The 16,760-nt window shown below is 65.3% G+C and carries 15 protein-coding genes and 1 tRNA gene; 8 read left to right on the forward strand and 8 right to left on the reverse strand.

The annotated features are described in order from the left end of the window. Positions 1–845, reverse strand: an 845-nt coding sequence (locus QZ184_RS02950) for an RNA polymerase sigma factor, RpoD/SigA family (protein WP_296418076.1), incomplete at its 3' end; no start/stop codon positions are given. Between the two features lie 100 nt (positions 846–945). On the opposite strand from QZ184_RS02950, the gene QZ184_RS02955 reads away from it, so the two are divergent. Both QZ184_RS02955 and QZ184_RS02960 read left to right on the forward strand, forming a co-directional pair. Beyond that, positions 946–1,653, forward strand: a complete 708-nt coding sequence (locus tag QZ184_RS02955; RefSeq protein WP_296418077.1) for a pseudouridine synthase — start codon at positions 946–948, stop codon at positions 1,651–1,653. 17 nt (positions 1,654–1,670) lie between these two features. Continuing rightward, the gene (locus QZ184_RS02960; RefSeq protein WP_296418079.1) at positions 1,671–2,570 is read left to right on the forward strand and encodes a helix-turn-helix domain-containing protein; all 900 of its coding nucleotides are present in this window, start codon (positions 1,671–1,673) and stop codon (positions 2,568–2,570) included. Here the strand turns inward: QZ184_RS02960 and malQ are convergent. Further along, positions 2,552–4,030 carry a 4-alpha-glucanotransferase gene (gene malQ / locus QZ184_RS02965; RefSeq protein WP_296418081.1) on the reverse strand — a complete coding sequence of 493 codons (1,479 nt, stop codon included), beginning with the start codon at positions 4,028–4,030 and terminating at the stop codon, positions 2,552–2,554. The two genes, QZ184_RS02960 and malQ, sit on opposite strands and share 19 nt — an antisense overlap. Beyond that, positions 4,027–5,244 (reverse strand): Coenzyme F420 hydrogenase/dehydrogenase, beta subunit C-terminal domain, encoded by a 1,218-nt coding sequence (locus QZ184_RS02970; protein WP_296416032.1) that lies wholly within the window; start codon positions 5,242–5,244, stop codon positions 4,027–4,029. Before QZ184_RS02970 ends, malQ begins: the two co-directional genes overlap by 4 nt. A 105-nt stretch (positions 5,245–5,349) precedes the next feature. On the opposite strand from QZ184_RS02970, the gene QZ184_RS02975 reads away from it, so the two are divergent. After that, on the forward strand, positions 5,350–6,288 hold the full coding sequence (locus tag QZ184_RS02975; protein WP_296418083.1) for an LCP family protein: 939 nt from the start codon (positions 5,350–5,352) through the stop codon (positions 6,286–6,288). Here QZ184_RS02975 and QZ184_RS02980 read toward each other — a convergent pair. Then, the gene (locus tag QZ184_RS02980; RefSeq protein WP_296418084.1) at positions 6,227–6,772 is read right to left on the reverse strand and encodes a hypothetical protein; all 546 of its coding nucleotides are present in this window, start codon (positions 6,770–6,772) and stop codon (positions 6,227–6,229) included. The genes QZ184_RS02975 and QZ184_RS02980 overlap by 62 nt on opposite strands. 80 nt (positions 6,773–6,852) lie before the next feature. On the opposite strand from QZ184_RS02980, the gene QZ184_RS02985 reads away from it, so the two are divergent. Both QZ184_RS02985 and QZ184_RS02990 read left to right on the forward strand, forming a co-directional pair. Beyond that, on the forward strand, positions 6,853–7,848 hold the full coding sequence (locus QZ184_RS02985; RefSeq protein ID WP_010317880.1) for a ribose-phosphate pyrophosphokinase: 996 nt from the start codon (positions 6,853–6,855) through the stop codon (positions 7,846–7,848). Then, positions 7,845–8,978: a family 10 glycosylhydrolase gene (locus QZ184_RS02990; protein ID WP_296418086.1), complete on the forward strand. Its 1,134-nt coding sequence runs from the start codon at positions 7,845–7,847 to the stop codon at positions 8,976–8,978. The genes QZ184_RS02985 and QZ184_RS02990 overlap by 4 nt, the downstream gene beginning before the upstream one ends. Here QZ184_RS02990 and pepN read toward each other — a convergent pair. From pepN to QZ184_RS03005, 3 genes are all read right to left on the reverse strand, one after another. Beyond that, on the reverse strand, positions 8,975–11,671 hold the full coding sequence (pepN, locus tag QZ184_RS02995; protein ID WP_296418087.1) for an aminopeptidase N: 2,697 nt from the start codon (positions 11,669–11,671) through the stop codon (positions 8,975–8,977). The two genes, QZ184_RS02990 and pepN, sit on opposite strands and share 4 nt — an antisense overlap. A gap of 477 nt (positions 11,672–12,148) precedes the next feature. Continuing rightward, entirely contained in the window at positions 12,149–12,562 is a 414-nt protein-coding gene (locus tag QZ184_RS03000; protein WP_296418089.1) for a cAMP phosphodiesterase, read from the reverse strand. Between the two features lie 51 nt (positions 12,563–12,613). Continuing rightward, a complete protein-coding gene (locus tag QZ184_RS03005) occupies positions 12,614–13,024 on the reverse strand; it encodes a hypothetical protein (protein WP_363159473.1) in 411 nt (136 codons plus the stop codon). A 358-nt stretch (positions 13,025–13,382) separates the two neighbouring features. Between QZ184_RS03005 and QZ184_RS03010 the strand changes: the two genes are divergently transcribed. Further along, entirely contained in the window at positions 13,383–14,525 is a 1,143-nt protein-coding gene (locus QZ184_RS03010) for a histidine kinase (protein WP_296418102.1), read from the forward strand. A 123-nt stretch (positions 14,526–14,648) separates the two neighbouring features. Beyond that, positions 14,649–14,721, forward strand: a tRNA-Glu gene (locus tag QZ184_RS03015). A gap of 52 nt (positions 14,722–14,773) precedes the next feature. On the opposite strand, the gene QZ184_RS03020 is transcribed toward QZ184_RS03015, so the two are convergent. Continuing rightward, positions 14,774–15,244 (reverse strand): SRPBCC family protein, encoded by a 471-nt coding sequence (locus QZ184_RS03020; protein ID WP_247479729.1) that lies wholly within the window; start codon positions 15,242–15,244, stop codon positions 14,774–14,776. A 243-nt stretch (positions 15,245–15,487) separates the two neighbouring features. Here QZ184_RS03020 and QZ184_RS03025 point away from each other — a divergent pair, with 243 nt between their 5' ends. Next, entirely contained in the window at positions 15,488–16,663 is a 1,176-nt protein-coding gene (locus tag QZ184_RS03025; RefSeq protein WP_010317887.1) for a phycobilisome linker polypeptide, read from the forward strand. Positions 16,664–16,760: the final 97 nt, after the last annotated feature.

Here is a 16,760-nt window from a genome sequence, read left to right on the forward strand (position 1 = left end):
TAGCGCATCTTCAGCACGCGGCCCTGCAGGTCCGGCAGTTGGTCCAACAGTCCCCGCATGTCCATCCGCAGGCACTCCCCATCCACCAGCTCTGACGGCTGGGTGCCATCGGCGGCCAGCAGATCCAGCAGCTCGGTGTCATCGCCGTCGCCCACCTTGGTCTCCAGGCTCACGGGCTGGCGCGCGCGGCAGAGCAGGTCCTTCACCTCCTCCTCCGGCAGGTCCACAAACTCCGCCAGCTCCGTCACCGTCGGCGTGCGGCCCAGCTCCTGGCTCAGTTCCCGCTGGCCCTTCTTGAGCTTGTTCAGCGTCTCGGTGATGTGGATCGGCAGCCGAATCGTGCGGCTCTTCTCCGCAATCGCCCGCGTGATCCCCTGGCGGATCCACCAGTACGCATAGGTACTGAACTTGTAGCCCCGGGTCGGGTCGAACTTCTCCACGCCCCGCACCAAGCCAATGGTTCCCTCCTGGATCAGATCCAGGAGCTCCATGTTCCGCTTGGTGTACTTCTTCGCCACGCTCACCACCAACCGCAAGTTGGCAGCCACCATCCGCTCCTTGGCTCGCTGACCGCTCCTCAGTCGCTTCTTGAGCTGAACCTGCGTCAGACCCGCTTCCTTGGCCAGCACCGCAGGCGAAGGCTTCTCCACACCCTCACGGCTCGCGAGTTCCTGCTCCAACTCCTCCAGCGCCACCAGCTCCTGCACCTGGCGGCCCAGGGTGATCTCCTGCTCGTGGGTCAGCAGCGGCACCCGGCCGATATCCCGCAGATACGAGCGCACCAGGTCCGTTCCACCGGCCAGCGCGGTGTCGCGGTCAGCACGAAGGATCGGAACAGAAGGCATCAGCGAAAACGAATTACGAAACCCAGGTGTTTCGTAAAGCTGTTGCGGAACCGTATCACTTTTTTCTGATGAGCAAAATGCTTTTGGGCACAGCGCTGAGATGGCCGCCGAACGACTGCAAAAGCTGATTGCCCAGGCGGGGGTCTGCTCCAGGCGCCGCGCTGAGGAGCTGCTCAGGGACGGCCGCGTCAGCGTCAATGGCCAGCGGGCCCAGCTGGGGGACAAGGCTGATCCCAACAGCGATTCGATTGCCCTCGATGGCCAGCCCCTCGGCGCCTCCGCCGAACCGATGGTGCTGCTGCTGAACAAACCCGCCGGGGTCCTCAGCAGTTGCTTTGACCCCGAAGGCCGGCCGATCGTGCTCGACCTGCTGCCGCCCGAGCTGGCCCGGGGCCAAGGACTGCACCCGGTGGGGCGCCTGGACTTTGAGAGCCGCGGCGCCCTACTCCTCAGCAACGACGGGGCCCTCACCCTCCAGCTGACCCATCCGCGCTATGCCCACAGCAAGACCTACCGGGTCTGGGTGCAGGGACAACCCAGCCAACGGGTGCTGGATCAATGGGCCCGCGGCGTCAGCCTCGACGGCCTGCCCTCCCAACCGGTGCAGGTCAGAAGCCTCAGCAGCGAACAGGGCCGGACCCTGCTGGAGCTGGTCATGGGCGAAGGGAAAAACCGTCAGATCCGCCGCACGGCCGAGCTTCTGGGCCACCACGTCCTCGATCTGCAGCGCATCGCCATCGGCCCGATTCATCTCGGAGCACTTCCAGAGGGTCGCTGGAGACGAATAAACGACCAAGAATGGGAATAAGAAGCTGATCGGCCGGAATGCCTCGGTTCGCCCTGTCCATCCCAGGTCTGGCCCGCTTGATGGGCCGGGGTAACAGCGGCGGCGATGCCAGCCCTGACAGCCCTGAGGTGGAAGACCCCTTGCTGGAGGTTGGCCGGCGGCTCAAGAGCGAACGGGAGTCCCGGGGCCTGAACCTGCGGCAAATGGCCCTGGAGACCAAGATCAGCACCCCCGTGCTCGAGGCGCTGGAGCGGGGTTGGCGCGATCGCCTGCCGGAAGGTGCCTACCTCAAGTCGATGCTGCCGCTGCTGGAGGAGTACCTCAACCTGCCCGGCGGAAGCCTGGCCGCAGCACTCCCACCGGAGAGCGAGAACGCCGCGGCCAACGCCAATCGTCTGCAGCGCTTCACCCCGGGCTCGATCGATGTCTTCAGCAGCTGGCAGGGCACGGTTCTCTACGGGGCCGTCACCCTGGGGCTGATCTACGGCCTGAACCTGCAGCAGCGCCAACTTGCCGCGGCCAACCTGCTGACCCTCAATCCGATCCCTGCCCTCAAACCCAGCGAGCAGGCCAAGGCGGTCCAAGCCGGAGACAACCTGCTGGTGGCCTATCCCGATCTGCGCCCCCTCGAGCGCGCCCAGCGCGGCAGCGGTCAAAGCGCCCTGCGCCAACCACTCCCGGCCCCCGAAGGTGCCGGGGTACTGGAGCTCAACCTCAGTCAGGCCAGTTCCCTCAACCTCAGCAGTGATGGCGGACAACGCAGCCAGCTGAGCGGCAGCAAGGGACAGCTGGTGCTGCAGCTGCAGCCGCCCCTGCGCCTCTCCGTCTCACCGGCCCCGAAAACCGGCGAGGTGATCTGGAACGGCAAGCCCCTGGCGGCCCTGCCCAAACAGCCAGAGCAGTTTCAAGTGCCGGCTCCTCAGCCGCCGCGCCCGTAGCGCCGCGCCAACTCGGCGTAGCCCTGCAGTGGACCCTCCAGCGAAGCAATCGACTGGCCCAGGCGCCATTGCCAATTGCCGTCTGTGGTCCCCGGGGTGTTGAAGCGGGCCTCATCCCCCAGGTGCAGCAGATCCTGCAGCGGCACCAAGGCCCATCCGGCGCTGGTGGCCAGGGCCAACTCCAACAGCTGCCAACCCGGGGCGTGAACCGGGCCGGTCAGGGCCTCCACCTGGGCCCGTTGCTCGGCGCTCAGCTGCTGCCACCAACCGATACAGGTGGCGTTGTCATGGGTTCCGGTGTAGACAACCCAGCGCTCTCCCTCGATGTTGCTGGGGAGATAGGGGTTGCCTGGATTGCCGTCGAAGGCGAACTGCAGGATCTTCATCCCGGGCAGGGCGAAGCGATCGCGGAGGGCCTCCACCTCGGGCGTGATCACCCCCAGGTCCTCGGCAATCAAGGGCAGCGGAGCTGGCAACAGGCGCAGCAGGCTGGCCCCTGGGGTGCGCTTCCACACGCCCCGCTCCGCGGTGTCATCACCACCCGGAACGATCCAGGCGGCCTCCAGGGCCCGGAAGTGATCAATCCTCAGCAGATCAACCACCTGCAGCTGCCGCCGCAGACGCCGCCGCCACCAGCGGAAACGGCTCAGGCGATGCAGGGGCCAGCGGTAGACCGGCGTGCCCCAGAGCTGGCCGGTCTCAGAGAAGTAATCGGGCGGCACACCGCTCTGCTGAAGCAGACGTCCGGAGCGATCCAGCGAGAACAGGCGGCGGTGGCTCCAGACATCGGCGCTGTCATGGGCCACATAGAAGGGAATGTCACCGATCACCTGCACCCCGCAGCGGCGGGCGTGATCCAGCACCCCCTGCCACTGCTGCTGCAGCTGCCACTGGAGCAAGGCCTCCCGCAGCAGGGACTGGCCGTGCTCCTGATCAAAGGCCTTCAGGGCCGATCGCTTGCGGCTGGCCAGGGCAGCGGGCCAGGACCACCAGGGCTGGCCCGCGTGGAGCTGCCGCAGCACGACAAAGCGGCAGTGATCCACCAGCCAATGGCGCTGCTGATCGCGCCAGGCCGCAAAGGCCTGCTGGGTGGGCTCGTCCCAGCTTGGGTAGTTCTGCAGCAGCGCCTCTGCCAGGGCTGCGGAGCGGCGCTTGGCGAGTTCAAAGTCCAGTCGCCCGGGCTGCCCACCAGCGGGGATGGCGCTGAGGTCGTGCTGCGCGAGCAGGCCGGCCTGCACCAGGGCATCGGCATCCAGACACCAGGGGTTCAGGGCGAAGGCGCTGGGGGCGCTGTAGGGGGAGCCCAGGCCGTCGGTGGGGGCCAGGGGCAGCACCTGCCAGGCCTGGATGCCCTGGCTGGCGAGGGCATCGACCCACTGATGGGCGGCGGCCCCAAAGGTCCCGCAGGCCGGTGTGCCCGGCAGCGCCGTGACGTGCAGCAGGACCCCAGCGCGCCTCATGGGTTGGGGAGCTTGTAGCGGCTGATGATCCGCTGGGCAAAGGCGGGGATATGGGCCTCCACCTTCTCGGGGTGATTACGCCGCAGCCAGAGGGCATTGCGGGTGAAGTGCGAATCAATCGAGAAGCGGCCGTACTCCAGGCCCTGGGGGCCAAAGCGCCCGACGAAGCAGCCAATGATGTTGGCCAGCCAAATCGGCAGCTTCAGCGCCTTGTCGTAGGCCTCAATGCCCTGCTGCACGGCCGCCTGGCGTTGACCGCGACTGGTCACCGGAGCCACATCCAGTTCCGCCTCCACCAAGTCCAGCAACTGCTGGCCGCGGGGGTTACGCACCGTGAGCCATTGCCGGCCGAACGTCGCCCCCATGTAGCCAACCACCAGGTCCGCGCCGGCGTTGGTGTAGTCAAAGCAGCTCAGACAGCTCGGCGCGAAGACGTTTTTGAGCTTGGGCGTATCCAGCCCGAAGAAGGGAACCGTCTCCTCGCGGCCATCGCTGTGGCGGAAGTGGATCCGGAAGTCCTGCATGAACTCGTAGTGGACCACGGTCTCCGGGGAGCTGACCGTGGTCTCCAGGAAGGTCTGAAGCCCCTCGCGCGAGACGTTGTCAGTGCAGGGAAGCCCCAGCACATAGAGCTGATCGAGGGGCAGGGTGGACTCCACCGCCCGCAGGGCCTGGATCTGGCAGCCCACGCCGATGGCCAGCAGCTTGCGGATGCCACTGCCGGGGAGCTGCTCCAGCACCTCCAGGTTGGGGGAGAGGGTCGGCTTGTTCACCCGGGCACTCAGCACCTCCTCTGGGGTGCGGGCCAGCCGTGGCACGGGAGTGAAGCGGTCGTCCTCGCTTTGCCCCACGCAGAGCACGGCATCCACCAGGCCGCTCTCGAGGGCCAGGACTCCAATGCGGCTGGCGATTCCGGTCCACTGGGCACCGGCGATGGGCTGCTGCAAACGGGCGGTGAGCATCCGCTGCTGCACACCGAAATAGAGCTCGTCCTCGTTCTCCAGGTCGCGGCTGCGGCCATGGGCCGCGGTCTCCATCGCCTCAAAGCGCTGGTTCAAAAAGGCGCAGCTGTCCTTGACATAGGCCACCCAGCGGCTGTCGCAGAGACCGCATTGGCTGCAGAGGTCCTTGGCTGGATAGGTGCTGCCTTTCGCCAGGGGCCGGGCCCTGTCATGGGGCAGCGAGGAGCCTGGAGATGAAGCAGCGAGGGACAACGACTTGGCCGGGCGAGGCCACAACCTATCTGGCGTGAGCGCAACAACGGCGTCAGCCCCAGGCGACCTACGTCAAAGTGGTGCGTCTTTCAACGCCGCCCGTCCATGGCCACCGCTGGGAATCGCCCGCAGCGCAGTGCTCGCCAACGGGCCGCGATTCGCCTCCTGGCCGCCGGCGCGGGGATCGTCGCGGGCCTGGGTGCCCTGAGCCTGGTCTGGCCCCTGCAGGACCACTCCGCCAAAGAAGACGGTCCTCCCAGCGCCGAGGCCCTCGCCGAACAACCGAGCCAGGCCCTGAACGTGCTGCTGATTGGCTCCGATGCCGACCGTCAGGGGGCCATTTCCAACGGAGCCGCCCCGGCTGGCCCCGCCAACAGCGATGCCCTGCTGCTGGTGCATGTCGATCCCAACGGCCCAGTTCAGGTGATGAACCTTCCGATCGAAGGGGCCGTTCGCTTACCCGGTGACGCCACGCCGGTGCCCCTCGGCAGCCTCTACCGCCGCGGGGGGGCAGCCCTCGTGGCCAGCGCCAGCGCGGAACTGCTGGGTCTGGCCGATGGAGCGCCCGAGCGTTATGTGGTCATCCCCCGCACGGCCCTGCGGGAGCTGGTGGATGGGATGGGACGGCTGGAGCTGGCGCCGGATCGGGCGATGGCCTACACGGATCAAAGCCAGAAGCTCACCATCGCCCTGCAGGGGGGCCTGCAGCAGCTCAATGGCACCCAGGTGGAGCAGTACCTGCGCTTCCGGGACCCGATCAATGGTGAGGAGCGCCGGCGCGATCGCCAAGAGCAGGCCATCGCCACACTGCTGCGGCAGATGGGTCAGGCCGCCCAGCTCAAGCGCCTGCCCTCGCTGATTGCCGAACTGCGGCCCCAGGTGGACACAAACCTCAGTCCCCAGGAGGTGCTGAGCCTGATGGCGGTGGCCCTGCAGCCGGGGCAATCCGTGCAGTTCCAGAGCCTCAGCCTGCGGCCGGCCCTCAATGCGAAGGCATCGATGCGGGAGCTGGAGGAGCAGCGGCTGCAACCGCGCTGGCCGTAATCAGGCGCAGGCGCAACTCCGCCAGGGCCTCTGGGTCCGCCGGCGAGGACGGCAGGTGCCCCAACCAGGGCAGGCCTTCGGCGCGGCGCTCCGCCGGTCTCCAGTCCCCGCCCCACTGGATCATCCCGACCAGGGGAACCCGGTAGTGGCGCAGCAGCGCCCAGTGGCTGCGGGCTAGGCCGGCGGCACGGTCCGCCTCACTGCAGAGCAAGCAGGTGGGCAGGCGCCAGGCCCCCAGGAGTTCTGCCCAGCACTCCACGGCGCCCAGGGGCTGCGCGGGATCGATGTCCAAGGGCTGGAGCCAGCCTGGCGCTTCTGCGCTGAGGGCCTGCAGGGACGCCTGAGGATCCCGCTGATCGCTGTCCCAGGCATTCATCAGCCGCCATCCCGTGAGGTCCGCCAAGGCGGAGGCCGAGGTGCCCATGCGCCCCCCTGGAGCCACCAAACACACCCCTGAGGCAGCGCTGGAGTTCGAGCGATTCATGAAGGGATCGGGCTCCAGGGTGCTGACCGCGTGCCGGGCGGCTTCTACGATCAGGGTTCTACCGTCCAGCCAGCGGCCCCGTGACCAGTTTCCTGACCGCAGAACGGGTCGATCAGGCAAGCATGGGCCATGACACCAAGCGCCTGCGGCTGTTCAGCGGCACCTCAAACCAGGCCCTGGCTCGAGAGATCGGTGCCTACCTCGGGGTCCCGGATGGCCCCCGGGTCATCAAACGCTTTGCCGATGGCGAGCTCTACATCCAGATCCAGGAATCGATCCGAGGCTGCGACGTCTTCCTGATCCAACCGACCTGCGCTCCGGTGAACGATCACCTGATGGAGCTGCTGGTGATGGTGGATGCCTGCAAACGGGCCTCCGCCCGCCAGATCACCGCTGTGATCCCCTACTACGGCTACGCCCGGGCTGACCGCAAAACCGCGGGCCGCGAGTCGATTACGGCCAAATTGGTGGCCAACCTGCTGGCCAAGTCCGGTGTGGATCGGGTGCTGGCGATGGATCTGCACTCCGCCCAGATCCAGGGCTATTTCGACATTCCCTGCGACCACATCTACGGGTCCCCTGTGCTGGTGGACTATCTGCGCGGCCGCGACCTGGGCGATGTGGTGGTGGTCTCCCCCGACGTCGGTGGCGTGGCCCGGGCCCGCGCCTTCGCCAAGCAACTCAATGACGCCCCCCTGGCGATCATCGACAAGCGCCGCTCCGGCCACAACGTGGCCGAGAGCCTGACGGTGATTGGCGATGTGGCCGGCAAGACCGCGATCGTGATCGACGACATGATCGACACCGGCGGCACGATCTGCGCTGGCGCGCGCCTGCTGCGTCAGAACGGAGCGACCCAGGTGCTGGCCTGCGCCACCCATGCGGTCTTCTCGCCACCGGCGGTGGAGCGTCTCTCTGAGCCCGGGTTGTTCGAGGAGGTGATCGTCACCAACTCCATCCCCCTGAGCGAAGACCGCCGCTTCCCCCAGCTGCAGGTGCTCTCAGTGGCCAACATGCTCGGTGAGGCGATCTGGCGCATCCACGACGAGAGCTCCGTTAGCTCGATGTTCCGGTGAAGCGCAGGCTGGCCCTTGCCGTCAGCCTGGTGCTCTCAGGTCTGTTGGCCTCCCTCGCCGCTCAGGCGAAAGAACCAGAGCCCCGGCGGATTGGGGTCTGGCTCACCAACAGCCCAAGCCCGCTGTATTACTCCAAACAGCGGATTCAGGAGGCCGTCGAGGAGCTCAGCGTGGCTGGCTTCAACACCCTCTACCCCAACGTCTGGAGCCGCGGCACCACCTTCCACCGCAGTCGCTGGGCGCCCATGGAGCCCGCCCTGCTGCAGAGCAACCCCAACCTCGATCCGATTTGCCGCTTCACCGAAGCCGCCCACCGGCGCGGCCTGCGGGTGATCCCCTGGTTTGAGTACGGCCTGATGGAGCCCGCCGATGCGGCGGTCGTGCGCGAGAACCCGGAGTGGGTGTTGCAGAACAGCTCCGGCATCAGCACGGTCTCGATGCATGGCAAGGAGATGGTCTGGCTCAACCCGGCCCACCCCGGGGTCAAGGAACGGTTCCTGGGGCTGATCGGCGAGATCGTCCAGCGCTGCAAGGTCGATGGCATTCAGCTCGATGACCACTTCGCCTGGCCGGTCGAGCTGGGCTACGACCCCTACACCCGAGCGCTCTACCGACAGGAGACCGGGCAAGAACCGCCCGAGCTGCACACCGATCGGGCTTGGATGAACTGGAGACGGCGTCAACTCACGGGGCTGCTGCGGGAGCTGCGCCGCACCCTGAAAGACAGCGGCCTGGGGAGCCCCTACGTCAGCCTCTCCCCCGGACCCTTCCGCTTTGCCTACAACCATTGGCTCCAGGACTGGGAGATCTGGGCCCTGGGGGGCCTGATCGATGAGCTGGTGGTGCAGAACTACGCCTATTCCCTCAGGGGGTTTGAGAAGGATCTGCAGCAGCCCGCCCTGACCAAGGCCAGCAGCTGGGGCATCCCGGTGGAGATCGGCATCCTTGCGGGCTTTGGCGGACGCACGACGGAGTTCCCCGACCTGAGCGAACGGGTGAAATTGGCCATCGCCCGCGGCCACGGCGTCATCTACTTCTATTGGGAGGGGCTGTGGGGAGCCCACGCCGGCCCCGAGGGCGGAGCGCTACGGCGCGAAGGGCTGAAGCGGCTCCACCAGTCCCTGCCCTAGGCCGGCTGCAGGCACTGATCCACCACCTCGCGGCTATTGGGGGAGAGCGGAGCCTGGGACAACTGCTGCAACGCTTCGCGCATGCGCTCTGAGCGCTCTGGGCCATAGCTCTGCCAGCGGCTGAAGACCTTGGCCATCCGCGAGGCGGTAATCGGATTGCGTTGATCGACGGCCGCAATCTGCTCGGCCATGAAGCGATAGCCGCGGCCATCGGCCCGGTGGAACTGGCTGACGTTGCCGGCAAAACCACCCAGGACCGCCCGCAGGGAATTCGGTGCCGCCGGGTCGAAGCGCGGGTGTTCCAGCAACTGCTGCACCCGGGCCACCCCATCGCCAAAGGGGGTGGCGGCCTCCAGGCCAAACCAGGCATCGAGGATCACGGGCTTGTCCTGCCAGCGGTCGTGGAAGGCCTGGAGTGCCGCGCTGCGCTCCGGACTCTCAATGGACTGCAGGGCCCGCAGGCCAGCGCGGGCCAGGGTCATTGACGGCCCCGACACCGCCTCGGCGGCCTCGGCGCGGATGGCCGCATCCCCAGCGGCGACCCGCCAACTCCAAACGGTGGCGGTGAGGTCCCGGTCGCCCACACCCTCCGGCCAGCTCTTTTGCCATTGGTTGCGGCAGGAGGCCAAGACCGCCTCCAGGGGATCCTTGAGCTCCTCACCGAAGCGGGCACGCAGGGCCAAAGCCGCCTCAAACAAGGCCGGCGGATCCACCTGCCCCTGTTGAGCCAGGGCCGCATCCTCCAGCTCCGGCAGGCCAGGGAAGGCCATCAAGGCACTGCGGTAGGAATCGCCTAAGTCCCCCTCCAGCAGGATTCGCTCAAAGGCGGCCACCAGGCCTTCTTCCAGCTCATCGTTGATCGAACCGGCCGCCCGCTCCAGCAGGGCCTGACGCAACAACACCTGGCCAGCATCCCAGCGGGAGAAGGACTCGCTGTCGCAGGCCAGCAGGTGGAGTAACTCGTTGGTGGGGCGCTCCATCGCGATGCGAACCGGGGCTGAGAAGCCGCGGGGCAGTGACACCGCCGGGGGGTGTGAGTGGGCCTCGAGCCCGACAAACAGCAGCGACTGCTCTTCGCGATCGATCACAAACAGGCGGCTGGCGCTGCCCCAGGCAGCCGGCAATTGCGCGGCGGCCACGTCCTGGGCGTGCTCACCCGGCAACTGGAGCGGCAGCGGATCACCGCCCTGCCCCACCAGGCCCAGCACCAGGGGAATCACCACAGGTTCCTTCTGGGGTTGGCCCGGAGTGGCGGGAGTGGACTGGCGAATCGTGAGCTGCAGGGTGCCGGCATCGCCATCCCAGTGGCGCTCGATCTGCAGCTGGGGTGTTCCGGCCTGGCTGTACCAACGCCTGAACTGCTGAAAATCAAACCGGGGCAGGTCGCCAGCCGTCTTGGCGGCATCCTCCATGGCCTGTACAAAGTCCTGGCAGGTGGCGGCGGTGCCGTCATGACGGCTCACATAGAGAGCCATGCCACGCATGAACGTCTCCTCCCCCAGCAGGGTGTGCAGAACACGGATGACTTCTGCGCCCTTCTCGTAGATCGTCGTTGTGTAGAAGTTGTCGATGGCCTGGTAGTGATCCGGCTGGATCGGATGGGCCGTCGGACCGGCGTCCTCGCGGAACTGGGTGTTGCGCAGCAGCGCCACGTCTTCAATGCGCTTGACCTCGGGGGAATGCAGGTCCGCCGTGAAGCTGGCATCGCGGAAGACCGTCAGGCCCTCCTTCAGCGAGAGCTGGAACCAGTCCCGGCAGGTGATGCGGTTCCCCGTCCAGTTGTGGAAGTACTCGTGGCCAATGACGCTTTCGATGCGCTCCAACTCGCCGTCGGTGGCGGTCTCCGCGTCCGCTAGGACCAACTTGGAATTGAAGATATTGAGACTCTTGTTCTCCATCGCGCCCATGTTGAAGTGGCGCACCGCAACGAGATTGAACTCGTCGAGGTCATATTCCAAGCCATAGCGACGCTCATCCCAGGCCATCGAGCGCTTCAGTGACGCCATCGCGTGGGCCGTGAAGCCCGCATCTCCAGGCTCGACGTGAATCCGCAGTTGAACCGTTCGGCCGCTGCAGGTCACGAATTGATCGCGCACCTCCTCCAGGGCACCCGCCACCAGGGCGAACAAATAGGAGGGCTTGGGGAAGGGGTCATCCCAGACGGCGTAGTGACGGCCGGGGTCCCCTGGGAGTGAACCGGTCTCCAGGCAGTTGCCGTTCGAGAGCAGCACCGGGCAGCTGGCCAGGTCCGCTTCGATGCGCACGCGAAAGCGGCTGAGCAGATCCGGGCGATCCGGGTGGAAGGTGATCCGCCGAAAGCCCTCGGCCTCGCATTGGGTGGTGAAGAGGCCACCGCTGACGTACAGCCCCTCCAGGCTGGTGTTGGTCTGGGGCTGAATCTTGACCCGCGTTCGCAGCCGGCAGGCCTCTGTCGGTGGCTTGAGCAACACCAACTTGCTGCTCTCCAGGCGATAGGCCTCTGGCGCCAGGGGCTGGCCGTCGAGCTCAATCGAGAGCAGCTCGAGTTGTTCCCCCAAGAACTCCCAGGGAGCCGCATCCGCTGCAGCTCCTGCGGGAACCAGCTGGAACTCCGCCTCGACGACGGCATGATCGGCGTGGAGCTGGAACAGCAGCTCGGTGTGCTCGATCGTGAACGGGGCCGGGCGGTAGTCAGCGAGGCGAACGGTGGCCATGCGGGGGAAGAATCACCAAGGAACGGGACCCCGCCCCGTCGCCACGCTGCAGCCCATCTGGGAGCCGAGCAGAGCACCGAGGGGAATCGCCCATGCCCGACCATCCTGGCGGGAGAGGGCATAGGCCGCCGCCCCACCGGTTAATCCACCCAAAAGCCGACCGGTGTTGCAGGAGACCGCCGGGGCCTGAGCGACCGGAAGGGCTCTGGTTTGGCGCTCACGCCAGGTTGTTTCCTGTCGAGGCCTCCGGACCGGCCTCCAAACCTGATGGTGATGCTGCCTGTGCCAGCGCTCGCCATGGGCGAACGCTGGAGCAGGCAGAAGGCCCAACACGGGGGTCATCGCTGCGCAGATCAGCAGCAGCGTCAACGGAGAACGAGAGGTCATCGAATCAGTCCAAAGGGGACCTCTTCAGACAAGCTCCGGCGCTGCGGTGATCTCTGACTGAACGTCCCCTGAAGGACGACTAGATGCGACTCAGGGCTTCTTGGCCGGCTTCTGGGGTTGGGAGCTGCGGCCTTTGACCGCTTCCTCAACCTTGGCCTTCACATCGGCTGGGACCTCGTTGGGGCAGACCTCAACGGCACCCAAGACCGCCGAATTAATCGAACCGCGGCGCAGCTCTTCGATCGAGAGGGGTTTGTTGCCCACCTGAGCGATCTGGGACTGATGCCCCCCTTGAATCACCTGGGCGATCGTCTCACCAGCAATCGCCACGGCCTTATCAAAGTCCGTATCTGCAGCCCGGGCGATGCAGACATTGAGTGCCGCAATGCGGGTGTAGAGGTTCATCTCTGCCTCGGTAGCCGGAGCCGCCTGGACCGGCAGTGGTGCGATCCAGAGCACCACGGGCAGGAGGACGAGGCCCAGGTGAATCCGAGACAGGCGCACGCGAACAGCAGCAATTGGCTCTAATCCTGATGCACGCCGCACCAAGGGGCACTAGTCGTCGCTGCGCAACGGAGGACCAGCCTCCTCAACCCGAATTTCGTGGTGGGTTTCCACCAGCTCCAAGTTGCCGTCACGCCAGGAATAAATCGAACGCGCCCGGAACTGGTCTTGGTTCACCAGACGGATGTGCTCAAGGATGTCCCACTCCTGGTAGTGCGACTCAAAGACCACCTCATGCTCATCCGCCTGGCGGATCTGACTTTTGGTGGGGGAGCCGCAGAGATAACCCCGACTGCGGCGCAGCTGATGGCCGCAAAGGGTCGCATCCATCGTGCCCTCCCGGACATAACGGGGCTTGAGCTCAAAAAAGTCGTATTCCTTCTCTGGCCACCAGGTGAAGCGATAACGGGGTTCAGATTCGACCTGATCCTCAAAGGTCTGAACCCTGAGGAACATGTCCACCCGCAGGACTTCATCGTCCGGGAAAAAGTATTGGCGGCGCGAGCGCCATAGCCCCAGGTTTCGGTTGAACCAACGCCGCAGGGTGTTATCGAATTGGATAGGGCGCCTTCCTGGAGCAGAAGGCGCCCACGAGACCGGATGGACTCGCGTCGATAGCTCCCGATGATGGACCACTGGGACTAAGCGAACAACGACTCATCACAGTCGTCATAGCGAGGCCTGCAGGTCTTGAAAAACCCCCATAGGGTGAAACAACAATTTCTCCAGGTTTCATCCTCCGGTGCACCCTGTTGGGGATCCGATCCCCGCTGGCAACGATTTGATCCGTAGCGATGGCACGGAAGGCCTTGAGGCGCCCATCCAAGGCAGCGTTGATGGCTGGGCAGAACCCGATGACGATGACTCCCCGCAACGCCGCCGTCTGAAGTTGTTGCTGGTAGCCGGCACCCACCACCGGGCCAGCGCCGATGTGCGAAGCCTGGTGGCGTTTTTGGAACGGGAAGACTTTGGCTTCGAAGTCGGCCTGGAGCTGGCGGACCCTGCGCAACGTCCGGAACTGTTGGAGCTCCACCGGCTGGTGGCCACCCCAGCACTGATCAAGCTCGAGCCCGCTCCCAAGCAGGTCTTTGCGGGCAACATGCTGCTGCAACAGCTGCGCAACTGGTTGCCGCGCTGGCAGCAGCTGGAGGTCGTGAGCGGCCTGGGCATGAGCCTCAGGCCCGCGGAGAGCGATGGCAGCCGAACGCAGCGGGAACTGCAACTGGAAGACCAGGTCCTGGTGCTGCGCCAAGAAAACGAGACGCTGATCGAACGCCTACGCGGCCAGGAGCGTCTGCTGCGAATGGTCGCCCACGAATTGAGAACCCCCCTCACGGCCTCCAAGCTGGCGCTGCAAAGCCTGAACCTCGGGCAAATCGATCAAACCCGCTTCCGCGATGTGCTCGATCGGCGCCTCGACGACATCGAGCAGTTGTCGAAAGATCTGCTGGAGGTGGGAACCACCCGCTGGGAAGCCCTGTTCAACCCCCAGCGCATCGCCCTGGGCCCCCTCGCCGCGGAGGCCATTCTTGAGCTGGAGAAGCGCTGGGTGGGCCGAGGCCTCGAGCTGATCACCGATATCCCAAGCGACCTTCCCGATGTCTATGCGGACCAGCGACGCATGCGACAGGTGTTCCTCAACCTGCTGGAGAACGCCTTCAAGTACACGCCCGACGCCGGGCAGGTGCGCATGTCCATCTTTCACCGCACCAGCCAGTGGATCGAGGTCAGCGTCTGCGATTCCGGCCCGGGGATTCCTGTCGATGAGCAGGAGCGGATTTTTCAGGATCGGGTACGCCTCCCCCAGACCTCATCCACCACCTCAGGCTTTGGGGTCGGCCTCTCGGTCTGCCGGCGCATCACGGACGTGCACGGGGGGCGGATCTGGGTGGTTTCCGAGCCCGATGAGGGTGCCTGCTTCTACTTCACGGTGCCCGTCTGGGACGGCCAAGGGGCCAGTTGAGTTGCAGGTCATGACCTTGATTGACGAAGGGACCCTCCGACCCGTAATTTCTTTCCATCGGACGCAGCGGTCAAACGCCAAGCGCTGCAAGGGAATCTGAATTCCTTTGTCATCCGAGTCCTAGCCCCCATCGTCTAGAGGCCTAGGACACCTCCCTTTCACGGAGGCGACAGGGGTTCGAATCCCCTTGGGGGTATCTCAAAGACAAGCGGCCTCGGCCGCTTTTTTTGTGTCAACCGCTCAGCGGATCAGACCAGCGCTTCTCGGCGCTGAGCCTCGGCCTGCACAGCACGCAAGTTGGCGGCCAGATCTTCCTGCAGGCGCTGTTCAATCAGCCCGATCGGCATCCCGACGCAGCCCTGAACCGTTAATTCGTAGAGCAGGGTTGTGGTCTCTCCGTCGAAACCAATGGTCCAAACCCCATCAAAGCGGCGAAAATCCCCCTTCAACATCGTGAAGGTCAGCTGCCGAGCCTCGGGATGTTCCGTGAGCTCGAGCTGCACCCGGGCCTTGAACTGCATCCCCATAAAGCGCTGGGCCCCCTCCTGCTCCAGGCCAACGACGGACCCACGCCGCCAGAGCAAGCGTGAGGTCTGGAGATTGGGGATGAAGCGGCTCAGCTGGTCGTAATCCGTCAGGACCGCCCAGATCCAGGTCGGATCAATGGCCAGGCGAAGCTGAACCGCAAGCCGGCGGGTGCCGCCTGGCAAGCGCTCCATCTCCTGCTGGATGGTGTCAAGCGAGCAGGCACCCTGGCCTGAGGACGCTGCATTCAGCGGTTCACTCAGCGCAGAGGTCGAATCCGGTGGCACCGACAACTGTGTCAAGGAATGCGCCGGGGGGGCTCAAGCTCAAGAAGCGTCAACCTAGCCCGCTCCGGAATGCAACGGAGAGAGGCCTCTGGCGCTTGAAGCTCTGCGGATTACCTATGATCGCGCGCGTCCATAGGGCAGAAGAGATTCATGCGTGTTTCGACCGCTACATCCAGCCGCAGCGACTCCCGCATGTTCACTGTGGTTGTGCAGGGGTATGGCAGTGCCCACCCCCGCAATGCCGAGCGGACGATCAGCGTTCCCTTCTCTCGCCTGCAGGCACTGATGCAATCCATCAGTCAGATCGGTGGGACGATCGTTTCGGTCACCCCCTCCTCTGAGGCGCCTGCTGCACCTGCCCCCGCGCCCGCGGCCAAGCCGGCTCCCGCCGCTGCCGCCAAAAAAGCCCCCGCTAAAAAAGCTGCTTCTGTGTCACACGCTGCCGTTCCGGTCAATCTCTACAAGCCCAAGACCCCTTTCCTGGGCACCGTTACCGAGAACTACAGCCTGCTGGGCGAAGGTGCGATCGGTCGCGTGAACCACATCACCTTCGACCTCAAAGGTGGTGATCCCCAGCTGCATTACGTCGAAGGTCAGTCCATCGGCATCATTCCCGATGGCGAGGACGCCAACGGCAAGCCCCACAAGCTGCGTCTCTATTCGATCGCCAGCACCCGCCACGGCGACGACCTGGCTGATGACACCGTCTCCCTCTGCGTGCGTCAGCTGCAGTACGAGAAGGATGGCGAAACCATCAACGGTGTCTGCTCCACCTTCCTCTGCGACATCGAGCCCGGCGCCAAGGTGAAGATCACCGGTCCGGTGGGCAAGGAAATGCTCCTGCCTGAAGACGAGGAGGCCAACATCATCATGCTGGCCACCGGCACCGGCATCGCGCCGATGCGCACCTACCTGCGCCGGATGTTTGAGCCCGCCGAGCGCGAGAAGAACGGTTGGAACTTCCGCGGCAAGGCGTGGTTGTTCATGGGTGCACCCACCACCGCCAACCTGCTCTACGACGACGATTTCAACCGCTACGAGCGTGAGTTCCCCGAGAACTTCCGCTACACCAAGGCCATCAGCCGCGAGCAGAAGAACGCCAACGGCGGCCGGATGTACATCCAGGACCGCGTCAGCGAGAACGCCGATGAGATCTTCGCGATGATCGAAGACCCCAAGACCCACGTCTACATGTGCGGTCTGCGCGGCATGGAGCCCGGCATCGACGAAGCCATGACCACGGCCGCTGCGGCCAAGGGTCTGGATTGGTCCGAACTGCGTCCCAAGCTCAAGAAAGCCGAGCGCTGGCACGTCGAGACCTACTGAGCCAACGCCTCAGGTCAGCCTTTGCTCAAAAGCCCGCCTCGGCGGGCTTTTTTTGTGACGTCCGGATGCGTCCCCCAGTCAACGCCGTTAAACCTGG

Source organism: Vulcanococcus sp. DEBay_Sum22DG08_74 (assembly GCF_017852955.1).
Lineage (GTDB): Bacteria > Cyanobacteriota > Cyanobacteriia > PCC-6307 > Cyanobiaceae > Vulcanococcus.

Bases quoted from the DNA above. Each gene is read 5' to 3' on its own strand.
- pepN (WP_296418087.1), bottom strand. From the start codon at position 11,671: ATGGCCACCGTTCGCCTCGCTGACTACCGCCCGGCCCCGTTCACGATC.
- QZ184_RS03025 (WP_010317887.1), top strand. From the start codon at position 15,488: ATGCGTGTTTCGACCGCTACATCCAGCCGCAGCGACTCCCGCATGTTC.
- QZ184_RS02975 (WP_296418083.1), top strand. From the start codon at position 5,350: ATGGCCACCGCTGGGAATCGCCCGCAGCGCAGTGCTCGCCAACGGGCC.
- malQ (WP_296418081.1), bottom strand. From the start codon at position 4,030: ATGAGGCGCGCTGGGGTCCTGCTGCACGTCACGGCGCTGCCGGGCACA.
- QZ184_RS02955 (WP_296418077.1), top strand. From the start codon at position 946: ATGGCCGCCGAACGACTGCAAAAGCTGATTGCCCAGGCGGGGGTCTGC.
- QZ184_RS02980 (WP_296418084.1), bottom strand. From the start codon at position 6,772: ATGAATCGCTCGAACTCCAGCGCTGCCTCAGGGGTGTGTTTGGTGGCT.
- QZ184_RS03020 (WP_247479729.1), bottom strand. From the start codon at position 15,244: ATGGAGCGCTTGCCAGGCGGCACCCGCCGGCTTGCGGTTCAGCTTCGC.
- QZ184_RS02960 (WP_296418079.1), top strand. From the start codon at position 1,671: ATGCCTCGGTTCGCCCTGTCCATCCCAGGTCTGGCCCGCTTGATGGGC.